We start from the raw sequence: 23,284 nt of genomic DNA on the forward strand, positions 1-23,284 counted from the left end.
TAGAAAATATGAAGCAAGTATTGAAGTGTTTTAATGTCGTAACAATGATTACACTTCTCCTATCCATCATATTGCCTTCGCCCAGTGCTTTTGCTACAGAGATAAATAAAAAAAGCTGGGATGAGTTACAAGGAAATGATGTGAAAATTAAGGCAGAGAAAGTGAATGCTGAAATGTATAGGGGAGAAGTAGCTGAGAGGGAGCACGTATTTCAATATACGATTGAAAATACGGGAGATAAACCAATTCAAGAATTGGTGATTAAGCAAAATAATGATAATGAAATTATTTTTCTTCCTCAATCTGTGAAAGTAAACGGAGAGAAGTTACCTGAAAATAAGATAGGTGATTTCTATATAGAGGAAAAAGATAAGGGAGGAAAGCTTCTTTCTTCTAATCTTAAAATTCGAGATTTAAAATCATACGAAAAAATGACTGTGTTAATAAAAGCTAGTCGCACGCAGCATTTTAATAAAGAGTTCAAACAAAAAATTAGTGTGCAAAAAGATCAAGTGCAAATAGGAAACATGTCTGTAGATGTTGAAGGGATTCCTTCTGAAGACAAGGTTGAAGCGAATGCCGATGATGAGGCTGACAGTAGTAAGAAAGAAGTCGGATCAATAACTAATTCAAAAACTAAAGAAGTGGATGGAAAATTAAAAGTATCTGTAGAAGATAAAAATACATCTACACAAAAAACAGAAATAGAGAAGGTAAAACAACCTGAAGCTGAAAAGCAACTAGAAAAAGAGGAAAAGCAATCACCTTTAGCAGTAAAGCAGAGTGATGCAGAAGTACAAGCTGCATCAGAAAATGCTTCGAAGGTTCAAATCCAAACAGGAGATAAACAAGGATTTGGAGACCCGTTGTATTCTACAATTGCTCCTGGTAATTTAGTACAGACTGGTAATGTGACGCTTGGTTTGACATCTGATCATTATGGCAGACAAAGTATGGGTTATAAAACGAATAAAATGACTGTGGACGTTGATAACGATGATAGTACTTTTAATTCGTCAACAGGTGCATTTCCTAACATTCCTGCTGGAAGTAAAGTGAAAAAGGCTTACTTATTCTGGACAGCAGCAATGGGGTTACCAGGAAATATTGCTGATAGAAAGGTTACTGAGGATCAAGTAAGGCAACCAGTCAAAATGAAGATGGGAAATAAAGAATATGCAGAGGTAAGTGCTGATAGCATACGAAAAGCTGATTATTTACCTTATATTTCCAATTACTCAGGTAGTGGTGCTGGATATGTAGCGTATGCAGATGTAACAAATGTAGTTGCACAACAAGGGATTTCTCAAACGTTGACAGTTGCGAATGTGCCACAAATTAAAGATGTAACAGGGAGCGGCTATTACTGGGGTAACTGGAATCTTATATTAGTTTATGAAAACTATAAAGAAACAGTAAAAGACATGAAGATTTGGGAAGGGCTAGTCTCTCAAAAAAGTACAGCCTGGACAGATATTAGTGTTAATAAAATAAACACACCAAAAGAAGGCGCTTTTAAGGCAAAATTTAGTTATTTTTCATCGCAAGGTGATCCAGCTGATAATGATGGATATGCCTATGATTATGGAGAGTATGATTTTGGGTTAGGGTATCAAAAGTTTAAAAATATTAAAGGTAAAGATAATGATGTTAATGACTCATCTATGACAGAAGTACAAGTAGATGGTACTAACGAATTTGTTACGAAAAAATACCCAGGATATAATCCAGATTGGACAAATTCTTTCAGTACAGATATTCATACGTATCACCTTGAAGGACCCACTCAAGTGAAAAATGATTTAAAAGAAGCAAAAATGCGTTTTAGAGCATATGGTGGTGGCGGTGATATTTACGTATTAAATAACGCTACATTCGTTACAGAACATAATGCTCCAAACTTACAAGTTGATAAAAAGGCATTAGATAGTGCCGGAAAAGAAATTAAGGACGTTAAAGCTGGTGAAGAGTTTACGTATCAAATTGAAGTGAAAAATGATACGAAAAATAACCAAGCACCGGTATCGAATGTAAAGGGATTTGATAAGTTAGATGATCGTTTAGAGTATGTCCCGGGATCCATTCAATATGTTACTGGAAGCAATAAAGGACAAAAAACAGATGATGCAAACGATGATGAAGCAGAGTTTGTAAATAATCAAATTGATTTCCGTGTTGGTGAAGGTGCAGATGCTAAAAACGGTGGTGTTTTAAAGCCAGGTGAAAGTACCGTTATTACATTCAAAGTAAAAGTGAAAGATTCTGTACAATCAGATACAACAGTAACAAATGTCGTTGTTGTAAAGGGACAAGATAGTGCCGAGATAAAGTATGAAACTGAGGACGATGCAAATGTTACGGTTACTACCCCAAAAGAAGTTCCAGGGGAAATAGAGGCGAGAAAAATAGCTTCCAATAAAACACCGAAGTTAGGTGATGAGGTAGAGTATCGTATTACATTTAAAAATAAGACAAAAGATGGACGTCTAGATGTATTGACGATTGAAGACGAATTACCAAGTAGTCTTGAATACGTGAAAGATAGTTTGAAAGCCGAAGGTGTAAAACCAGAGCCAGTAGAGCTGAAGTTTGAAAATGGCAAAGTAATTGCAAAGTATCCAGAAATTATGGATATGGAAGAAAGAAGTATCGTCTTTAAAACAAAAGTAAAAGAAACTGCAAAAATTGGTGAAGAAATTGTTAACAAAGCAACCGTTAGTGATAAAACAAATCCACCAAAGGATCTAGAAGAGAAGATTACACCACAGCATAAGGCCGGTAAAATTGATGCAAAGAAAAAAGCAACAAATAAGAAGCCGAAGCTAGGAGAAGAATTTGAATATCAAATTAGCTTTAAAAATACGGTGGAAAACGGAAAACTAGATGCAGTTACAATAGAAGATGAAATTCCAGCTAACTTAGAATTTGTTCAAGGCAGTGAGAGGGCTGAAGGTACTGAACCAAATCCAGTAGAGTTAAAAGTAGAAAATGGTAAGGTAATCGCAAAATATCCAGAGATTACGGATACAAAAGAGCGAAGCATCGCCTTTAAAGTGAAAGTAAAAGAAGAGGCAAAAGCGGGAGAAACGATTGTTAATAAAGCAGTTGTGAGTGAGCCAAATGGACAGTCTGAGCATCCAGAAGAAAAGATTACGCCGAATTATAAATACGGTAAAGTGGATGTAGAAAAAAACGTAACGAATCAAACACCAAAACTAGGAGAAGAAGTGGAATACCGAATTACATTTTATAATACGGTAGAAAACGGAAAACTAGAAACGGTGCTAGTAGAAGATACACTACCAAAAGGTGTTGAATACGTGAAAGATAGTTTGAAAGCTGAAGGTATAAAACCAGAGCCAGTAGAACTAAAAGTGGAAGATGGCAAAGTAATGGCCAAGTATCCAGAGATTATGGATACAGAAAAAAGAAGTATTGTTTTTAAAGTGAAAGTAAAAGATTCGGCAAAGGTAGGGGAGGCAATTGTAAATAAAGCAATTGCAAAAGATCCGAAAAATGAGCCTGTTGAATCGAAGGTTGTTATTACACCGCAAAGTAAAAAAGGTGAAATTGCTGCTACAAAGGTAGTTAATAATAAGAAGCCGAAGTTAGGTGAAGAAATCGAGTACCGCATTAGTTTTCATAATACGGTTGAGAACGGAAAACTAGAAACGGTGCGAGTGGAAGATACAATTCCAAAAGGTCTTGAATATGTAGAAAATAGCATCAAGGCCGAAGGAGAAGAACCTGGACCAGTAGAATTAGCTGTTGAAAATGGGATAGTCAAAGCTAAGTATATCGATATTATGGATATGAAAGAAAGAAGTATCGTCTTTAAAGTAAAGGTGAAGGAAGAAGTAAAAGTAGATAAAGAGATTGTCAATAAAGCAATTGTTGATGATACGAAAAATCCACCGATTGAACCGGAGGAAAGAATTACTCCGCAACATAAGGATGGAATAATTGATTCGAAGAAGACAGTAGATAATCCATCACCAAAACTAGGAGAAGAAGTAGAATACCGAATTAGCTTTAAGAACACCGTAGAAAACGGAAAACTAGAAAAGGTAATAATAGAGGATACAATTCCTAACGGTTTAGAGTATGTAAAAGGCAGTGAAAAGGCTGAAGGTGATAAACCAGCTCCATTAAAGTTAAGTGTGAAAGATGGAAAAGTTATTGCTGAATACGACAATATTACGGATATGAAAGAAAGAAGTATTGTCTTTAAGGTAAAGGTGAAGGAAGAAGCGGAAGTGGGGAAGGAAATCATCAATAAGGCAATTGTTGATGATATGAAAGATCCGAAAGAACCAGAAGCGAAAATTACACCATTACACAAAGATGGAAAAATTAAAGCGAAAAAAATCGTAAATAATGAAACACCGAAGTTAGGAGAAGAAGTAGAATACCGAATTAGTATGAAAAATACGGTAAAGAACGGAAAGCTAACAGACGTGACAGTAGAGGATACTTTACCAGAAGGTTTAGAGTATGTAGAAAATAGTTTGAAAGCAGAAGGTGCCGGAATAGATTCAGTAGAGCTGAAATTTGAAAACGGTAAAGTAATGGCAAAATATCCAGAAATTATGGATACAGAAGAAAGAAGTATCGTTTTTAAAGTGAAAGTAAAAGAAGAAGTAAAAGTCGGTAAAAAAATCATTAATAAAGCAACTATTGATGATTCGCAAAATAAGCCAGTTAATCCGACAGCGGAAATTACTCCTCAGTATAAAGATGGAAAACTTGAAGCAAAAAAGACAGTAAATAATGAAACGCCGAAGTTAGGAGAAGAAGTGGAATACCGAATCAACTTTAAAAATACGGTAGAACATGGAAAGCTAACAGAGGTAAAAATAGAAGATGATTTACCAAATGGATTAGAGTATGTGAAAGATAGTTTAAAAGTAGAAGGTTCTAAGCCAGATCCAGTGGAATTAAAATTTGAAAACGGTAAGGTAATGGCAAAGTATCCAGAGATTACAGATACAAAAGAGAGAAGTATTACCTTTAAAGTGAAAGTAAAAGGTAAAGTGAGCGATTCAATTGTTAATGAAGCGATTGTGAGCGATACGAAACATCCGCCAGAAACACCGACAGCAGAAATTATTCCGCAACATAAAGACGGAAAAGTGAAAGCGAAGAAGACGGTAAATAATGAAACGCCGAAGTTAGGAGAAGAAGTAGAATACCGAATTAGTTTTAAAAACACGGTAGAAGACGGAAAACTAGCAGAGGTGAAAATAGAAGATACTTTACCAGAAGGTTTAGAGTATGTAGAAAACAGTGTGAAAGCAGAAGGTACTAAGCCGGATCCAGTAGAATGGAAAATGGAAAATGGTAAGGTAATGGCGAAGTATCCAGAGATTACGGACACAGAAGAAAGAAGTATCACTTTTAAAGTGAAAGTAAAGGAAGAAGTGAAAGTCGGTAAAAAAATCGTCAACAAAGCAATTGTTGATGATACGAAAAATGAACCAGAAACACCGACGGCAGAAATTACTCCGCAGCATAAAGACGGAAAAGTGGAAGCGAAGAAGACGGTAAATAATGAAACGCCGAAGTTAGGAGAAGAAGTAGAATACCGAATTAGTTTTAAAAATACGGTAGAAAACGGAAAGCTAGCAGAGGTGAAATTAGAAGACGATTTACCAAATGGATTAGAGTATGTGAAAGATAGTTTACGAGCGGAAGGTACTAAGCCGGATCCAGTAGAACTGAAAGTGAAAGATGGAAAAGTAATCGCCAAATATCCAGAGATTACGGATACAGAAGAAAGAAGTATCGTCTTTAAAGCGAAAGTAAAAGAAGAATTTAAAGTTGGTGAAGGCCTTGTCAATAAAGTAGTTGTTGATGATACAAAAGATCCAACAACTTCAGAAGTAACAATTACGCCAGAATATAAAGACGGTAAGCTTAAAGCAGAGAAATTTGTAAACAATAAAAAACCGAAATTAGGAGAAGAAATAGAATACCGAATTAGTTTTAAAAATACGGTAGAAAACGGAAAACTAGTAGAGGTTAAAGTAGAAGATGAAATTCCAGCTGGATTAGAGTATGTAGAGAACAGTTTACAAGCAGAAGGATCTAAGCCTAGTCCGGTAGAATTGAAATTTGAAAACGGTAAGGTAATGGCAAAGTATCTAGAAATTATGGATACAAAAGAAAGAAGTATTATCTTTAAAGTGAGAGTAAAAGAAGAGGCAGAAATAGGCAAGGAGATTGTTAATAAAGCAATCGTAGTAGATACAAAAAATGAGCCCGAAGAGCCTCATGTGGAAATTACTCCGCAATATAAAGATGGTAAAATTGCTGCGCAGAAAGTGGCGAATAATCATAAACCGAAACTAGGAGAAGAAGTAGAATACCGAATTAGTTTTAAAAACACGGTAGAAAACGGAAAACTAGCAGAGGTAAATATAAAGGATGCATTACCAAATGGTTTAGAGTATGTGGAAGGCAGTATCACGGCAGAAGGTTCTAAACCGAAACCAGTAGAGCTACATGTGAAAAATAATAAGGTAATGGCAAAATATCCAGCTATTACAGATACAGAGGAAAGAAGCATTGTCTTTAAAGCGAAGGTAAAAGAAAGCGCAAAAGTGGGGGAAGAAATCGTAAATGAGGCAATTGTGGATGATACAAAGAATCTGCCAGAAGAGCCTTATGTACCGATTACACCACAGTATAAAGATGGTAAAATTGAGGCAAGAAAAGAAGTAAGTAACCATGAACCGAAGTTAGGTGAGGAAATCGAATATCGAATTATTTTTAATAACACGGTGAAAGATGGAAAACTAGCAGAGGTAAAAATAGAAGATGAAATTCCAGCTGGATTAGAGTTTGTAGAAGGAAGCGAAAAAGCTGAAGGTGAAGAGCCAAAACCAGTGGAGTTGAAAGTAGAAAATGGCAAGGTAATGGCAAAGTATTCAGAGATTATGGATACGCAAGAAAGAAGTATTGTCTTTAAAGTGAAGGTAAAAGATTCGGTTACAATAGGGAAGGACATTACAAATAAAGCGATTATCCATGTTGATGATCCGAACCATCCAGTAATTGATCCGACAGCAAAAATTACAACACAATATAAAGATGGTAAAATTGCTGCTCATAAAAAGGTGAATAATCATAAACCGAAGCTAGGTGAAGAAATCGAATATCGAATTTCATTTAATAATACGGTGAAAGATGGAAAACTGGCAGAGGTTAAAATTGAGGATGAAATTCCGTTTGGTTTAGAGTATGTGAAAGATAGTCTAAAAGCAGAAGGTGATAAGCCGTCCCCAGTAGAGTTGAAAGAAGAAGCTGGTAAGGTTAGTGCGAAGTATGAAAATATCACTGACATGAAAGAAAGAAGCATTATCTTTAAAGTGAAGGTGAAAGATTCCGTTAAAGTGGACAAGGCAATTGTAAATAAAGCAATTGTTGATGATACAAAAAATCCACCAGAGCGACCAGAAGTAGATATTACACCGCAGCATAAAGATGGTAAATTTAAAGCTAATAAAAAGGTAAGTAAAAAAGATCCAAAGCTAGGAGAAGAAGTAGAGTACCGAATTAGTTTTAAAAATACGGTAGAAAACGGAAAACTAGCAGAAGTGAAAATTGAGGATCAACTACCAAATGGATTAGAGTATGTGAAGGATAGTTTAAAAGCAGAAGGTAATGAACCAAATCCGGTAGAGTTAAAAGAAGAAGCTGGAAAAATTACAGCGAAGTATGAAAATATTACTGATACAGCTGAGCGTAGCATTATCTTTAAGGTAAAAGTAACAGAAGCAGTAAAAGTCGGGAAGAAAATCGTGAATACGGCAATTGTGGATGATGATAATCCGAAGAATCCTCCGCAAAAACCAGAAGCGATTATTACACCGGAGTATAAGAATGGAAAAATAAAAGCTGAGAAAACAGTAAATAACCCAGCTCCAAAATTAGGAGAAGAAGTAGAGTATCGAATTACGTTCCGTAACGTAGTTGAGCACGGAAAATTAGCGAAGGTGAAAATTAAGGATGAATTACCAAACAGTTTAGAGTTTGTAGAAGGTAGCGAAAGAGCTGAGGGGGATAATCCAAAACCGTTGCATGTAAAAGTGAAAAACGGCACAGTACTCGCAGAATATCCAGAAATTACGGATACGAAAGAAAGAAGTATCGTCTTTAAAGCGAAAGTGAAAGAAAAAGCTAAAATTGGCGAAGCGATTGTGAATACGGCGGTTGTGGAAGATACTATAAATCCACCAGAGAAACCGAATGTCGCGATACAACCTCAACATAAAGAGGGTGTATTACAAGCTGAAAAGACTGTGAGTAACCATGAACCGAAGTTAGGAGAAGAAGTAGAATATCGAATTAGTTTTGAAAATACGGTAGAAAACGGCAAACTAACTGAGGTAAAAGTAGAGGACGAAATTCCAGCTGGTTTAGAATACGTACAGGATAGTATAAAGTCTGATGGGCCGGAACCAAATCCAGTAGAACTTAAAGTTGAGAATGGAAAAGTAATAGCAAAGTATCCAGAAATTACGGATACGAAAAAAAGAAGTATCATCTTTAAAGTGAAAGTACAAGAAACGGTACAAGTAGGAAAAGAAATTATAAACAAGGCGGTTGTGGATGATAATAATCCGACAAATCCACCAGTTGAGTCACTTATACCAATTACACCTCAATATAAAGATGGGAAACTAGAGGCAAGGAAAGAAGTAAGTAACCATGAACCAAAGCTAGGGGAAGAAATCGAATATCGAATTACTTTTAACGGCACAGTAGATGGCGGGAAGTTAGTTGATGTAAAGATTGAAGATGAAATTCCGTCTGGTTTAGAGTATGTGAAAGAAAGTCTGGAGGCCGTAGGTGATAAGCCTGTACCAACAGAACTTAAAGTCGAGAATGGAAAAGTAACAGTGAAGTATCCAGAAATTACGGATACGAAAGAAAGAAGTATCATCTTTAAAGTAAAGGTAAAAGAATCAGTAAAAGTTGGAGAGGAAATAACAAATAAAGCGATCATTCATGTAGATGATCCAAATCATCCAGTTATGGAACCGACAGCGACAATAAAGCCAGAATATAAAGATGGTAAGTTAAAAGCGACGAAGACAGTAAATAATAAAGAACCGAAGCTAGGAGAAGAAGTAGAATACCGAATTAGTTTCAAAAATACGGTAGAAAACGGTAAACTAGCAGAGGTAAAGGTAGAAGATGAAATTCCAGCCGGTTTAGAGTACGTGCAAGATAGCATTAGATTTGAAGGGGCTGAACAAAATCCAATAGAGTTAAAAATGGAGTTTGGAAAAGTAATAGCAAAGTATCTAGAAATTACAGATACGAAAGAACGTAGTATTATTTTTAAAGTGAAGGTAAAAGCAGCACCAAGTAAAGGGATAACAAATAGAGCGGTAGTGGACGATAAAATAAATCCACCACTTGAGCCTACAGTTACAATTTTACCGAAAACAAAAGAAGATCTTAAGATACCAGAAGAGCCGAAGGAACCAGAAGTGAAACCGGAAGAGCCGAAAGAACCGAAAGAACCAGAAGTGAAACCGGAAGAGCCGAAAGAACCGAAAGAACCAGAAGTGAAACCGGAAGAGCCGAAAGAACCGAAGGAACCAGAAGTGAAGCCGGAAGAGCCGAAAGAACCGAAAGAGCCGAAAGAACCGAAGGAACCAGAAGTGAAGCCGGAAGAGCCGAAAGAACCGAAAGAACCGAAGGAACCAGAAGTGAAGCCGGAAGAGCCGAAAGAACCGAAGGAACCAGAAGTGAAGCCGGAAGAGCCGAAAGAACCGAAAGAACCGAAAGAACCGAAAGAACCGAAAGAACCGAAAGAACCGAAGGAACCAGAAGTGAAACCGGAAGAGCCGAAAGAACCAGAAGTGAAACCGGAGGATCCGAAAGAACCAAAAGAACCAGAAGTGAAGCCGGAAGAACCGAAAGAGCCGAAGGAACCAGAAGTGAAACCGGAGGATCCGAAAGAGCCGAAAGATCTGAAGAAACCAGAAGTGAAACCGGAGAAACCGGAAGTAAGACTGGAAAAGTTAATTAAAGAACCGCAAGTAAAAGTAGAAAAAGAATTACCGAAAACAGGGGCAGCACATTCATGGATGATGTCAGTTGGTGCGGGAATTTCATTCTTAGTTGGCGGAGTATTATTCGTATTAGGTAGAAGAAGAAAACAATAATTTTTTAGACGAAAAGCACACTGAGTTCGATAGTTTATTGGACTCAGTGTGCTTTTATGTTATATAAAAGGAAAGCTCCTTCCACGTATGGAAGGAGCTTTATTTTTGCATATTAAAACATACTTGAGCTATGCATCGGTTGAAGTTTTGCATTTGGATCGAAGTAAGCTTTTGCATTGTTTACTGCTGTCGGTGCTTCGCCAAATCCACAAGCGATAAGTTTTACTTTTCCTTCATATGTACAAATGTCACCAGCAGCGTAAATGCCAGGAATATTTGTTTCCATTTTTGAATTTACAAGGATGCTGTTTTTTTGTATATCTAAGCCCCAGTTTTTAATTGGGCCAAGAGAAGAAACGAAGCCGTAGTTTACGATTACGTCATCAACATCGATTATAATTTTTTCCTCCGTTTTTACATGTTGAAGAACGACTTGTTCAATCTTGTCATCACCAATGAGTTCTACTGGAACGTATGGTGTACTTACTTCTGCACGAGAATTCATTAAGCTTTCTACGCTATGTTCATGCGCACGGAATTTATCACGACGATGAACGATTGTAACTTTTTCAGCGATCGGTTCTAACATCATTGTCCAGTCTACTGCTGAGTCGCCACCGCCAAATACTACGACGCGCTTACCAGCAAATTTATTCATATCATCAACGAAATAATGTAAGTTTTTCTTTTCGTATTTCGCTGTACCTTCTAATTCTAAGCGGCGTGGTTGGAAAGCACCATTGCCAGCAGTAATAATAACTGATTTAGAATAGTGAGTTTGCTTATTCGTAACAATTTTAAATATACCGTCAGCTTGTTTCTCAAGCGTATCGACAGCTTCTTCTAAACAAACAGTTGGATCAAATTTCTTCATTTGCTCTTTTAAGTTATCAACTAATTCTTGTGCGCGCACTTTTGGAAATCCAGCCACATCATAAATGTATTTTTCAGGGTAGAGTGCGGATAATTGTCCGCCAAGTTGAGGTAAGCTTTCAATGATTTTTACACTTGCTTGTCTCATACCGCCATAAAATGCTGTGAACAGTCCCGTTGGACCACCACCAATAATTGTTATGTCGTAAACTTTTTGATTTTCTGCCACTTTCATTCCCCCTATAGATGGAATTTTGATATTGATTTCATATATTGTTCATATGTACACGAAAATCCTGCAAATGATGATACTTTCAAATAAATGATAGCATATTTGAGTTCATAATACTTCTGAAAACGACTGAATTGTGTGTAAGTTTTCGCATAGGTTCTTTTTTATTGTATAAAATATACAGAAAGGAAAATACATGAAAAAAAGGCTAAAAAACCCTTGAAAACGCTATGTTATTTTAAAATATTGATAATTCTCCAGACGCTTGAATTCTGGAATAAAACCGACTAATATAGGGAAGTATTATGTTAAATTTCTATGACAAAATTCGTACGATTTTTTGACTGCGTTTTGTTATGATATAGAATGTGATAAATTCCACATTCTTGACAAATAGAGTTTTTAGTACTTGGTATTATTTTTCATTACTATTATATAAAGAAAAGGGTTGTGATTTGGTGAAGACTCCAAAAATCGTAGTTTTAGGTGCAGGTTATGGCGGGATGATTACGACTGTTCGTCTGCAAAAAGCATTATCTGTAAATGAAGCTGAAATTACGCTAGTAAACAACAACAGCTATCACTACCAAGCGACTTGGTTACATGAGAGCGCAGCTGGTACATTACAAGATGAAAAAATCTGTCTAGATATTCAAGACGTTATTGATACAAATAAAGTGAACTTTGTACAAGACACAGTAGTAGAAATTAAAGCTGCTGAAAAACGCATTATCTTAAAAGATGGCGAGTTAGAGTATGATTACTTAGTAATTGGTCTTGGTTTCGAATCAGAAACATTCGGAATTACAGGATTAAAAGAGCATGCATTCTCAATCGCTAACATTAATGCAACTCGTGAAATTCGTGAGCATATGGAAGCTAGTTTCTCTAAATATGCAACTGAACAACGCGATGAGTTAGTAACAATCGTTGTTGGTGGTGCTGGATTTACTGGTATCGAGTACGTAGGTGAGCTTGCAAACCGTGTTCCTGAACTTTGCAAAGAGTATAATGTACCACGTGAAAAAGCACGTATCATCTGTGTAGAAGCTGCTCCAACAGCACTTCCAGGTTTCGATCCAGCGTTAGTAGAATACGCTGTAAAACAACTTGAGAAAAAAGGTGTAGAATTCCGCATCGGTACAGCAATTAAAGAAGCAACTGAAGAAGGTATTATCGTTGCGAATGGCGATGACACTGAATTAATTAAGTCTGAAACAGTAGTTTGGGCTGCAGGTGTTCGTGGTAATGGTATTGTGGAAGAGTCTGGCTTTGAAGCGATGCGCGGACGTGTAAAAGTTGATGAGTACATGCACGCTCCAGGATACGAAGATGTATTCATGGTTGGTGACGCAGCGTTAATCATTAATGAAGAAATTAACCGTCCTTACCCACCAACAGCACAAATTGCAATTCAACAAGGTTACAATATTGCACACAACTTAACTGTATTAGTTCGTGGCAAGGGCGAAATGAAGAAATTCGCATTCGATAATAAAGGATCTGTATGTTCTTTAGGTCATGACGATGCAATGGGCGTTGTTATGGGTAAAAAGTTAACAGGTTGGAAAGCTTCCTTCATGAAGAAAGTAATCGATAACCGTTACCTATTCTTATTAGGTGGACCTTTATTAGTTCTTAAAAAAGGTAAATTAAAGTTCTTTTAATATATAGTAGAAAAAGCAGAAACGGCTAAGAGCTGTTTCTGCTTTTTTCATATTAAAAATATAGTATAATATATAAAAAAGAAAGAATATTCTGTCCGTTCTGATGGAGGAGGTTATTACATCATGGAGAAACGAGGGAAGGTATGGCTAGCTGTTAGTGGTTTAGTAGCTACAAAAGATGGTAGGTGGCTATTTGTTAAGAAGAAATACAGTGGATTAAAAGGGAAATGGTCTTTACCGGCTGGTTTTGTAAATGAAGGTGAGACGGTTGATGAAGCTGTGAAACGCGAAGTGTTAGAAGAGACAGGCATTGTCGCTCATGTGAAGGGGATTATTGGTGTTCGATCGGGTGTTATTCGTAATGAGATTAGTGATAATATGATTATTTTCCTTTTGGAACCTGAAGGAGAAAATATTATTGTACAGGAGAAAGAATTGTCTGAAGTGGCGTTCTTACATCCGGATAAGATTGTAGACGATCCGAATACGTCTGTGCTTATTAAATATTTGTTAGAAGGAAGATCAGAACTACATCTTGAAGTGGACAAAACATTAAATCCAGGTGAACCATTTGGTTATACAGCTTATCACGTATTTACGGCACGTGCGAAGGAGAGGGGAAAAGAGTGAGTATACCGGTACTACTTATTTCAATGATGTTATTCTTTATTTTGTTCTTTGGAATTGGATTTTTACTCAACATGATTTTGCGAGCTACTTGGGTAATGGTTATTGTGTATCCGATTGTTTGTATGCTTATTATTAATAAAGCGAGTATGTGGGATTATTTTTCAAAACCGAAAGAAACATTTTCTTCATTTGGGACAAGTGTATCGCACTTAGGACAAGCAGACGTATTTATTCTATCTACTGGATTAGTAGGGGCTGCTTTAGCAGGAGTCGTAATCAAGAAACTTCGGAAAAGCGGATATCAAATGTTTTAATCTCCAATTAAGTTGGAGATTATTTTTTTTGCATATTCCTTCATCGTATAGGGAATGATTAACGATGAAGGAGTGTGGAATATAAAAATGTTAAAACGATATTGTATTCGCATTATGATGACTTGTTTACTTGCAATTGCATTATGCGTAACATGGAATGCTTTCACAGGAGTTTCTTTATTAGAGATTGTAAAGATATATGAAGGAATGAGTGCAAAAGAAGTACATGCAGCAGAAGTTAAGAGAAATGTTGCTCCGAGTAAAGAAGTGATAAATGCTTTAGAGCAGGCAAACGACTGGTCTAAATATCGTTCAATTGAAATGACTGCAACAGGTTATACATCGGGGATTGAGTCAACTGGTAAGAGGCCAGGGCATCCAGAGTATGGTATTACATATTCAGGTGTCAAAGTGAAAAGGGATTTATATTCCACAATTGCTGCGGACTTACGCGTATTCCCGATTGGAACAATTCTCTTCGTGCCAGGTTACGGGTATGGTGTAGTAGCTGATAAGGGCGGCGCAATAAAAGGAAACCGTCTTGATCTATATTATGATACGGTGAAAGATGTTTATAGCCAATGGGGTAAGAAAAAAGTAAATGTGTACGTAGTAAAAGTAGGAAATGGTAAGTTTACAGAAGAAGAGTTAACGATGTTAAATCAAGACGAAACGATGCAAGTGTTTCGTGGTCAATATTTAAATCAAAGATAGTCTAGTCGTAATTACGCTAGACTTTTTTTCTTGGCTTATTTCATGATAGAGGAGATTTTGGATCTGCGATTTTACACGCCATATAACTGTAGTTAGAATTATCGCATTTTATCGAAAATAAAGTTATAATGGTGGTAGAGAAATTTAGGGGGTCTGAACATGTTTCAAGTACAAAAAGAATTAGCAGGTCATGAAGCGGTAATTGTTGCTTTATTTGAAGAAGAGAAAATGAGTAGTTTTGTACAAGAACTGGACAAAGCGTTTGAAGGGCAATTACAAGTTTTACTAGAAGAGAAAGAATTATCTACGAAGAAAAAGGCCATTTCGAAAGTATATAGCTTAGGGAAAACAAATGTGAAACGTTATTACTTTGTTGGTTTAGGAAAGAAAGAATCTTACACGACAGAAACGTTACGTGCGGCTCTTGGTAAGGCGTTTAAAACACTGCAAGCAGCAAAAGTACAAGATGCAGCAATCTTACTTGATTCTTTCGTAACAGAGAAATTAGACGCGATTGATGTCGCTCATATTGCGGCAGAGGTACAAGGCCTTGGTACATATGAGTTACAAACGTATAAATCAGATAAAAAGGATCGTGTAGAGTTAGAGAAGTTCACGGCTATTACAGCGGAAGATGCACAAGAAATTGAAGCAGCATTAACAGTTGGCTACGTACATGGACGTGCAACAAATTCAGCTCGTACACTTGTAAATATGCCGCCAAACGTATTAACAGCGACAAAGCTTGCTGAGTATGCTGTTGAATTAGCGGAGAAGTATGATATGGACTATAAAGTTCTTGAGAAAGAAGAGATGGAAGACCTTGGTATGGGTGCGTTACTTGCAGTAAACCAAGGTAGTGTAGAGCCACCAAAAATGATCGCTCTTATTTATAAAGGAAAAGAAGAGTGGAGAGATGTCATTGGGTTCGTTGGAAAAGGTATTACATACGATACAGGTGGTTATTCTTTAAAACCACGTGAAGGCATGGTTGGTATGAAAGGTGATATGGGCGGTGCAGCTGCTGTATTAGGTGCGATGGAAATTATCGGTGAACTTCGCCCAGAACAAAATGTGATCGCTGTTATTCCTTCAACTGATAACGTTGTAAGTGGTACGGCATTTAAGCCAGACGATGTAATCACATCTATGAGCGGAAAAACAATTGAAGTATTAAATACGGATGCAGAAGGTCGTCTAGCTTTAGCTGACGGTATTACGTATGCGAAAAAACTTGGTGCAAACTACCTTGTTGATGTTGCAACATTAACAGGCGGTGTAATTGTTGCACTTGGAAACTATACGACAGGCGCAATGACAAATAATGAAGAGTTATTTGAGCAAGTGCTAGAGGCTTCTATGGAAACAGATGAGCCAATTTGGCAACTACCGATTTTTGATCGTGATAAAGAACGTGTGAGAAACAGTAAGTTTGCTGATTTAAATAACTCACCAGGCCGTGAAGGACATGCGGTTATGGCAGGTGCATTCCTAGGCGAATTCGCTGAAGATACACCATGGGTACACTTAGATATCGCTGGAACATCAGAAACAAAAGGTGCGCACGACTTAGGTCCAGCTGGAGCAACTGGCGCAATGGTACGTACACTTGCAACACTTGTGGAGCGTTTTGGAGAAGAATAATTTTTTGAAGAAAAGGCTGTCTCAAATTTTTGAGGCAGCCTTTTTTTATTGGTATAGTAGAACCATTTGTTGGTAATTGGATATAACTTCGTTTGTCACTACGCTGTTGAAAAATGTGTTTATAAAGAAATCGTATACAAAACCCCATTTAAAGCAAAAGAAGTACGGCCCGTTTCTTCAGAGACAACTAATATAAGTGCATCACTCTTTTCTGATAAGCCAATTGCAGCTCTGTGACGTGTTCCTAGCTCAGGATCAACTTCTGTACTTTTCGTTAAAGGAAGAATATTAGCAGCTGAGACAATATGATTATTTTTTACGAGAACGGCACCGTCATGAAGAGGGTTACCTGGATAAAATATTGATTCGAGTAATGGCGCAGTTAAATGAGCGTTTAATGTCGTTCCAGTTTGAATGAAAGCTTCAAGCGTCTCGTTTCGTTCCACGACGATAAGAGCACCATGTTTTCTGGCGCTTAAATGTTGGATAGCTGTCGTAATAAAAGATGAACTTTCCGTATAAGGTGATAAATATGCCTGAATATAGTATGTAGCTGCCAATGTTTGTACATTTGCTAACATATGATGAATATCTTCCATTTTGCATAAAATACATTCGTCTTCTTTATCGATTGCGTTCCTCATAATCGATAGTTCTTTTTCAGCAATTTCAATCATTTGCTTTGTTTGTATTTTGAGCTCTTCTGACAAGCCCCATTCGTGCATAATCCTCATTCCCTTTAGTGGAGTATTTAACAATAGTGTATACAAATATTCCTAGTAAAATCCTGTTAGATTTTATAAAATATTGAGATACAGCATGTTTTTTTCATATAATAAAGGTATGACGAGCGAGAGGAGAGAGAAGAATGAATTGGAAACAAGAATTTAGTCGCTGGCTTTCTTACGCACAATTAGATGCAGAATTAAAAGAACAGCTAGAAAATATGAAGCAAGATGAGAAGAAAATCGAGGATAGCTTTTATAAAAATCTAGAGTTTGGCACAGGTGGTATGCGTGGTGAACTTGGTGCTGGTACGAACCGTTTAAACGTATATACAGTTCGTAAAGCAACAAAAGGATTAGCAAGCTTTATCGAAAAGTTAGGTGAGGAAGCGAAAAAACGCGGTGTTGTTGTAGCCTATGATTCTCGTCATAAATCACCTGAGTTTGCAATGGAAGTTGCTGCTACACTTGGTGCACGTGGTATCACAACATATGTGTTTGAAAGCTTACGTCCAACGCCAGTACTTTCTTTCGCAGTTCGTCATTTACATACAGTAAGTGGAATCGTTCTTACGGCAAGCCATAATCCGCCTGAATATAACGGATACAAAGTATACGGTGAAGATGGTGGACAGTTACCTCCAAAAGAGGCAGATGAGTTAATTAGCTACGTAAATGCAGTAGAAGATGAATTAACAGTTGAAGTCGCTGATGTAGAGCAATTAAAAGCTGACGGTTTATTACATATTATTGGACAAGAAGTAGATGATGCATATGCTGCAGAATTGAACAATGTCATCATTAATAAAGAAATGGTGGAAAAGGTCGGTAAAGACTTAAAAATCGTCTTTACACCATTACACGGAACATCAAATATTTCTGTACGCCGTGGTTTAAAAGAAGTTGGATTTACAGATGTAACAGTTGTAAAAGAACAAGAGTTACCAGATCCAAACTTCTCTACAGTAAAATCACCGAACCCAGAGGAGCACGCAGCGTTTGAGTATGCAATTCGTGACGGTGAAAAGGTAGGCGCAGATGTATTAATCGCAACTGATCCTGACGCAGACCGCCTTGGTGTAGCAGTGCGTAATCATAATGGTGAGTTCCAAGTATTAACAGGAAACCAAACAGGTGCATTAATGCTTGATTACTTACTATCTCAAAAGAAAGAAAACGGAACGCTTCCAGAGAACGGTGTCGTATTAAAAACAATCGTAACGTCTGAAATTGGTCGTACAATTGCAAAAGCATACGGTTTAGATACAGTTGATACGCTAACTGGATTTAAATTTATCGGTGAGAAAATTAGACAGTATGAAGAAAGTGGACAATATGAATTCCAATTCGGTTATGAGGAAAGCTATGGTTATTTAATCCGCCCATTCTGCCGTGATAAAGATGCAGTACAATCTGTTCTATTTGCATGTGAAGTAGCTGCATACTACAAATCACAAGGGAAAACGTTATATGACGGTCTATTAGAAGTATTTGAGAAGTACGGCTTCTTCCGTGAAGACCTTGTATCGTTAACGTTAAAAGGAAAAGATGGAGCGGAAAAAATCCAAGAGATGATGGCAAAGTTCCGTGAGAATCCTCCGAAAGAAGTGGCGGGCTTAACAGTCGTAGCAGTTGAAGACTATAAAGCAAGCGTTGTTACATCTTTACAAGATGGACATAAAGAAGAGATTCACTTACCGAAATCAAATGTGTTAAAATATCAATTAGAGGATGGTTCATGGTTCTGCCTACGTCCATCTGGAACTGAGCCGAAGATTAAGTTTTACTTTGGTGTGAAAGATAGTTCTTTACAAAATAGTGAACAAAAGTTACTTACTATTAAAGAAGACATTATGAATCGTTTATAATACAAAGTAATTTTAAGTAGTAAGGAACAAAAGGGAGCGAAATCTCCCTTTTGTTTTATGTAGGAAATGCTTGCTATTGATTCCGACAGGAGAGAGGGTATTTTGTGATGAAAAAAGTAAGAAAAGCGATAATCCCAGCAGCTGGATTAGGAACACGTTTTTTACCAGCAACGAAAGCAATGCCGAAAGAAATGTTACCGATAGTAGATAAACCAACGATCCAATACATTGTAGAAGAAGCAGTGAAATCGGGTATCGAAGATATTATTATCGTTACTGGTAAAACAAAGCGTTCTATTGAAGATCATTTTGATAATGCATTTGAACTAGAACAAAACTTATTAGAGAAGAAAAAATATGAGTTGCTTGAAAAAGTACAAGCTTCTTCAAAAATGGTAGATATTCATTACATCCGTCAAAAAGAGCCGAAGGGACTAGGACATGCTGTTTGGTGTGCGCGTAAATTCATTGGTGATGAGCCGTTTGCAGTGTTACTAGGTGATGATATTGTCCAAGCTGAGAAACCATGTTTACGTCAATTAATGGATGAGTATGAAAAAACACTTTCTTCTGTTATTGGTGTACAAACTGTTCCAGAGTCGGAAACACATCGCTATGGAATTATCGATCCATTAGAACAAGAAGGTCGTCGTTACCAAGTTCGCAATTTCGTTGAGAAACCAGCACAAGGTACAGCTCCTTCAAACTTAGCGATTATGGGGCGCTACATTTTAACGCCTGAAATCTTTATGTTCTTAGAACAGCAACATGTCGGTGCTGGTGGTGAAATTCAGTTAACAGATGCAATCCAAAGCTTAAATGAAATCCAACGTGTATTTGCCTACGATTTCGAAGGAAAGCGCTACGACGTAGGTGAAAAGCTAGGATTCGTTCAAACGACAATCGAAATGGCTCTGCAACACCCAGAATTACGTGATGACATGGTTGCGATGATGAAGAAAATTTTAGAAGAACAAGCGAATCAAGAGTCTTAATAAAAAATGAGTTATTTCAGTATACTGAAATAACTCATTTTTTTATTATGAAATCGTCGAATGAGAATGCTGATAAGCAGAACGACGCACAGCATAATATATGCGAGGTGCGATAATAGCACCGATAATTGTAAATGCAATATCTTTTACTGCGAACCACATCATAATCATCCAAGCAGCTTTATAGCTCATATTACCGCCCATAAAGAGATTGACTGCCCCGTACATGTAAGTAGTACCGATTATATAAGTTAAAATAATTCCTGTGAAAGAGGCAATTGCAAATGTAATGAATGTTGGTCTTTCTTTTTGTTCTACTAGTTTTCCGGATACGTAAGCAACGATAATAAATGCGATAATAAAACCACCAGTAGGATCTAACAGTGCTCCAAATCCAGCTTTGAAGTTAGCGAAGATTGGTGCGCCGGCTACGCCAACGAGCATATATACAGTCATGGATAAGGCACCAAGTCTACTTCCAAGAAGAAGACCTGCTAAAATTGCGAAAAATGGTTGCATAGATAATGGGATGCCTGCTACTTGAAGGAATGGTGCCCAAGATACAATATTTGCACCGATTGCCATAAGAGCAACGAACATGGCAGCTAATGCTAAATCTAAAACATGAAATCTTCTCATAATGTTAACCTCCTGTTGTTTTTAGGTTAACATTATCGTAGCGAAAATATTTACTTGTTGTCAATCAAAATATTTTGATAAGAAGGCTTTAAATAGTCTCTTAGCAACGTATATGGAATACGAAATTGCGGAATTCCACTTGAATAGGGAGCAATCTCATATAAAGGGAAATAAATGACGAGATTGTCTGGCTCTAAAAAGAAGTGAAATTTTTTCATACTCATTACTTTTTCAGTTGCATCAGGAAAATAAATGCTTTCATTTTGTTTAATTTGTCGTACAATCTCCGCACGGATTACATCTTTATATTTATCCTTTTGTTGAAATAAATCGTCTAAGTGCAGTACCTTTTTTACGTTTAAATCGAATGTATTTGCCTTCCACGTATAAAGACCGTGTGCTCCGCCAGTATATTGATAGTAATTCACATATAGGCTAAGAAAAGGTGGTTTGTTTAAAGAGACTTTATAATCAACATTTGCTACGTACGGATGAAATGGTGTACTAGATCCTTCTGTCTCTTTATAATATTTTTTTGCTTCTTTTTCTAATTTGTTTTTAAATTTGTCAGTGGATTTTTTGTAGTATAAATTGAGTTTATTTTGAAATTTAGAGTCAGAAAAGTTGTGAAAAGAAGGCCTATTTATTTGATATTCTATATAAGGTTTCTTACCTTTTTGTGTTACAGTCTTAACATCGATTGTCAGGTTAGATGCTTTGGCTGTTATTGCACAATTTGGTACAATAGTCAGCAAGGAGAACATAAGCAGTAATATACAAAATTTCTGTTTCATTTAGGTGAAGCCTCCTTATATATGTGTTATAAGTAGTTTGAAAATAAATAGGTAAAATTATACATTTAATTAAAGTAAGAGAAGGGGGAAGCGATATGGCAAAAACTTTAATGGATTCACTTGGAATTGAGTTGTTAGAGATGACAGAAGACAAGGTGGTTGCTACGATGCCCGTTGATGAGCGTACGCATCAGCCATTTGGATTTTTACATGGTGGTGCATCGGTTGCATTAGCAGAAACAGTGGCAAGTGTTGGTTCATATAATTTAATTGATCAAGAAAAATGTATTTGTTTCGGATTAGAAATTAATGCGAACCACATTCGCTCAAAGAAAGATGGAATTGTAACAGCGATTGGAACACCAATACATAGAGGACAATCGACAATGGTTTGGGATGTTCGCATTATTGATGAAAATGATGATTTACTATGTATATCAAGATGTACAGTAGCAATTAAAGAAAAACGTGAAAAATAAAAAAGAGGCGCTCTTATGAGCAGCCTCTTTTTCTTATAATTAGAACTGGATTTTCTTCTCTAAGAAACCTTTTAGTTCGCTAATTGGCATACGAACTTGTTCCATTGTGTCACGGTCACGTACTGTAACAGCTTTGTCTTCAACTGAGTCGAAGTCGTATGTGATACAGAATGGTGTACCGATTTCGTCTTGACGACGGTAACGTTTACCGATAGAACCAGTTTCATCAAAGTCTACCATGAAGTCTTTAGCTAATTCTGCGAATACTTCAGTAGCACCTTCAGATAGCTTTTTAGATAATGGTAAGATAGCTGCTTTGTATGGTGCTAAAGCAGGGTGGAAACGAAGAACTGTACGAGAATCGTTTTCTAATTGCTCTTCTTCATATGCATCACATAAGAATGCTAATGTTACGCGGTCTGCGCCTAAAGATGGCTCGATGCAGTATGGTACGTAACGCTCATTCGTTTGTGGATCGATATAGTTAAAGTCTTCGTTTGAGTGTTCCATGTGACGTTTTAAGTCGAAGTCTGTACGAGATGCAACGCCCCAAAGTTCGCCCCAACCGAATGGGAATTTGAATTCAATGTCAGTTGTTGCATTACTGTAGTGAGATAACTCTTCTTCACCGTGGTCACGAAGACGCATGCTCTCTTCAGACATACCAAGTGAAAGTAACCAGTTTTTACAAGTTTCACGCCAGAATGCGAACCACTCTAAATCTTCACCAGGCTTACAGAAGAATTCAAGTTCCATTTGTTCGAATTCACGTGTACGGAATGTGAAGTTACCAGGCGTGATTTCGTTACGGAAACTCTTACCGATTTGGCCGATACCAAATGGAAGCTTTTTACGCATAGAGCGTTGAACGTTTTTGAAGTTTACGAAAATACCTTGTGCTGTTTCAGGACGAAGGAAGATTTCGTTTGTGCTAGACTCTGTAACACCTTGGAATGTTTTAAACATTAAGTTGAACTGACGGATTTCAGTAAATTCTTCACTACCGCAATCAGGACATTTTACTTCATGTTCTTTCATTAAGTCAGCCATTTGGTCGAAAGTAAGACCGTCAACAACCATTTCGATGCCTTTTGCATCTAAAGCATCCTCAATTAATTTGTCAGCACGGTGACGAGCTTTACATTTTTTACAGTCGATCATTGGATCGTTGAAGTTACCAACGTGACCAGAAGCGATCCAAGTTTTAGGGTTCATTAAAATAGCTGCGTCTAAACCAACGTTGTGTGGAGATTCTTGAATGAATTTTTTCCACCAAGCTTTTTTAACATTATTTTTTAATTCGATTCCAAGTGGACCGTAATCCCAAGTGTTTGCAAGACCACCGTAAATTTCAGAACCAGGGAAAACAAAACCGCGATGTTTCGCTAAGTTTACAACTTGTTCCATTGAATACATAAGAAAATCCTCCTTTTGAAAGTTAACGTATTGGCGATGACATACTCTGATACTTTGGAAACGAGCAGTATATGCTAAAAAGAACATAAAAAAACGCTCATCCCAAGGCTTAT

14 protein-coding genes are annotated in these 23,284 nt (G+C 37.0%); 9 read left to right on the forward strand and 5 right to left on the reverse strand.

Translation table 11 applies throughout. From position 1 onward, the window contains the following. Positions 1–8: 8 nt before the first annotated feature. On the forward strand, positions 9–10,181 hold the full coding sequence (locus EBQ15_RS14500; protein ID WP_125653115.1) for an isopeptide-forming domain-containing fimbrial protein: 10,173 nt from the start codon (positions 9–11) through the stop codon (positions 10,179–10,181). A gap of 112 nt (positions 10,182–10,293) precedes the next feature. Here EBQ15_RS14500 and EBQ15_RS14505 read toward each other — a convergent pair whose 3' ends face one another. Next, positions 10,294–11,283 carry an NAD(P)/FAD-dependent oxidoreductase gene (locus tag EBQ15_RS14505; RefSeq protein WP_000829774.1) on the reverse strand — a complete coding sequence of 330 codons (990 nt, stop codon included), beginning with the start codon at positions 11,281–11,283 and terminating at the stop codon, positions 10,294–10,296. Positions 11,284–11,744: 461 nt separating this feature from the next. On the opposite strand from EBQ15_RS14505, the gene EBQ15_RS14510 reads away from it, so the two are divergent. From EBQ15_RS14510 to pepA, 5 genes are all read left to right on the forward strand, one after another. Next, a complete protein-coding gene (locus EBQ15_RS14510; protein ID WP_000856612.1) occupies positions 11,745–12,953 on the forward strand; it encodes an NAD(P)/FAD-dependent oxidoreductase in 1,209 nt (402 codons plus the stop codon). A gap of 123 nt (positions 12,954–13,076) precedes the next feature. Next, a complete protein-coding gene (locus EBQ15_RS14515) occupies positions 13,077–13,583 on the forward strand; it encodes an NUDIX hydrolase (protein ID WP_000415321.1) in 507 nt (168 codons plus the stop codon). Then, positions 13,580–13,897, forward strand: a complete 318-nt coding sequence (locus EBQ15_RS14520; RefSeq protein WP_000027016.1) for a YuiB family protein — start codon at positions 13,580–13,582, stop codon at positions 13,895–13,897. The genes EBQ15_RS14515 and EBQ15_RS14520 overlap by 4 nt, the downstream gene beginning before the upstream one ends. A gap of 87 nt (positions 13,898–13,984) precedes the next feature. Then, positions 13,985–14,611: a 3D domain-containing protein gene (locus EBQ15_RS14525; RefSeq protein WP_000920099.1), complete on the forward strand. Its 627-nt coding sequence runs from the start codon at positions 13,985–13,987 to the stop codon at positions 14,609–14,611. A gap of 159 nt (positions 14,612–14,770) precedes the next feature. Further along, the gene (gene pepA / locus EBQ15_RS14530; RefSeq protein WP_000487956.1) at positions 14,771–16,255 is read left to right on the forward strand and encodes a cytosol aminopeptidase; all 1,485 of its coding nucleotides are present in this window, start codon (positions 14,771–14,773) and stop codon (positions 16,253–16,255) included. Between the two features lie 119 nt (positions 16,256–16,374). Here the strand turns inward: pepA and cdaS are convergent, their stop codons facing one another. Next, on the reverse strand, positions 16,375–16,980 hold the full coding sequence (gene cdaS / locus EBQ15_RS14535; RefSeq protein ID WP_000545251.1) for a sporulation-specific diadenylate cyclase CdaS: 606 nt from the start codon (positions 16,978–16,980) through the stop codon (positions 16,375–16,377). 143 nt (positions 16,981–17,123) lie between these two features. Here cdaS and EBQ15_RS14540 point away from each other — a divergent pair, with 143 nt between their 5' ends. Next, positions 17,124–18,848, forward strand: a complete 1,725-nt coding sequence (locus EBQ15_RS14540; RefSeq protein WP_001104216.1) for a phospho-sugar mutase — start codon at positions 17,124–17,126, stop codon at positions 18,846–18,848. A 107-nt stretch (positions 18,849–18,955) separates the two neighbouring features. After that, positions 18,956–19,843, forward strand: a complete 888-nt coding sequence (gene galU / locus EBQ15_RS14545; protein WP_002097988.1) for a UTP--glucose-1-phosphate uridylyltransferase GalU — start codon at positions 18,956–18,958, stop codon at positions 19,841–19,843. A 45-nt stretch (positions 19,844–19,888) separates the two neighbouring features. Here galU and EBQ15_RS14550 read toward each other — a convergent pair whose 3' ends face one another. Next, the gene (locus EBQ15_RS14550) at positions 19,889–20,482 is read right to left on the reverse strand and encodes a biotin transporter BioY (protein WP_001252163.1); all 594 of its coding nucleotides are present in this window, start codon (positions 20,480–20,482) and stop codon (positions 19,889–19,891) included. Positions 20,483–20,532: 50 nt separating this feature from the next. Then, positions 20,533–21,276, reverse strand: a complete 744-nt coding sequence (locus tag EBQ15_RS14555) for a DUF3298 and DUF4163 domain-containing protein (protein ID WP_000810331.1) — start codon at positions 21,274–21,276, stop codon at positions 20,533–20,535. A 95-nt stretch (positions 21,277–21,371) separates the two neighbouring features. Here EBQ15_RS14555 and EBQ15_RS14560 point away from each other — a divergent pair, with 95 nt between their 5' ends. After that, positions 21,372–21,755 (forward strand): hotdog fold thioesterase, encoded by a 384-nt coding sequence (locus tag EBQ15_RS14560; protein ID WP_001140612.1) that lies wholly within the window; start codon positions 21,372–21,374, stop codon positions 21,753–21,755. A gap of 39 nt (positions 21,756–21,794) precedes the next feature. Here EBQ15_RS14560 and EBQ15_RS14565 read toward each other — a convergent pair whose 3' ends face one another. Continuing rightward, positions 21,795–23,171, reverse strand: a complete 1,377-nt coding sequence (locus EBQ15_RS14565; RefSeq protein ID WP_000287147.1) for a glycine--tRNA ligase — start codon at positions 23,169–23,171, stop codon at positions 21,795–21,797. Between the last annotated feature and the right edge of the window lie 113 nt (positions 23,172–23,284).

Source organism: Bacillus sp. 2D03 (assembly GCF_003946765.1).
Taxonomy (GTDB): domain Bacteria; phylum Bacillota; class Bacilli; order Bacillales; family Bacillaceae_G; genus Bacillus_A; species Bacillus_A cereus.

Coding starts and splice junctions, on each gene's coding strand:
- EBQ15_RS14500 (WP_125653115.1), top strand. CDS start 9: ATGAAGCAAGTATTGAAGTGTTTTAATGTCGTAACAATGATTACACTT.
- EBQ15_RS14515 (WP_000415321.1), top strand. CDS start 13,077: ATGGAGAAACGAGGGAAGGTATGGCTAGCTGTTAGTGGTTTAGTAGCT.
- EBQ15_RS14525 (WP_000920099.1), top strand. CDS start 13,985: ATGTTAAAACGATATTGTATTCGCATTATGATGACTTGTTTACTTGCA.
- pepA (WP_000487956.1), top strand. CDS start 14,771: ATGTTTCAAGTACAAAAAGAATTAGCAGGTCATGAAGCGGTAATTGTT.
- cdaS (WP_000545251.1), bottom strand. CDS start 16,980: ATGCACGAATGGGGCTTGTCAGAAGAGCTCAAAATACAAACAAAGCAA.
- EBQ15_RS14540 (WP_001104216.1), top strand. CDS start 17,124: ATGAATTGGAAACAAGAATTTAGTCGCTGGCTTTCTTACGCACAATTA.
- galU (WP_002097988.1), top strand. CDS start 18,956: ATGAAAAAAGTAAGAAAAGCGATAATCCCAGCAGCTGGATTAGGAACA.
- EBQ15_RS14550 (WP_001252163.1), bottom strand. CDS start 20,482: ATGAGAAGATTTCATGTTTTAGATTTAGCATTAGCTGCCATGTTCGTT.
- EBQ15_RS14555 (WP_000810331.1), bottom strand. CDS start 21,276: ATGAAACAGAAATTTTGTATATTACTGCTTATGTTCTCCTTGCTGACT.
- EBQ15_RS14560 (WP_001140612.1), top strand. CDS start 21,372: ATGGCAAAAACTTTAATGGATTCACTTGGAATTGAGTTGTTAGAGATG.
- EBQ15_RS14565 (WP_000287147.1), bottom strand. CDS start 23,171: ATGTATTCAATGGAACAAGTTGTAAACTTAGCGAAACATCGCGGTTTT.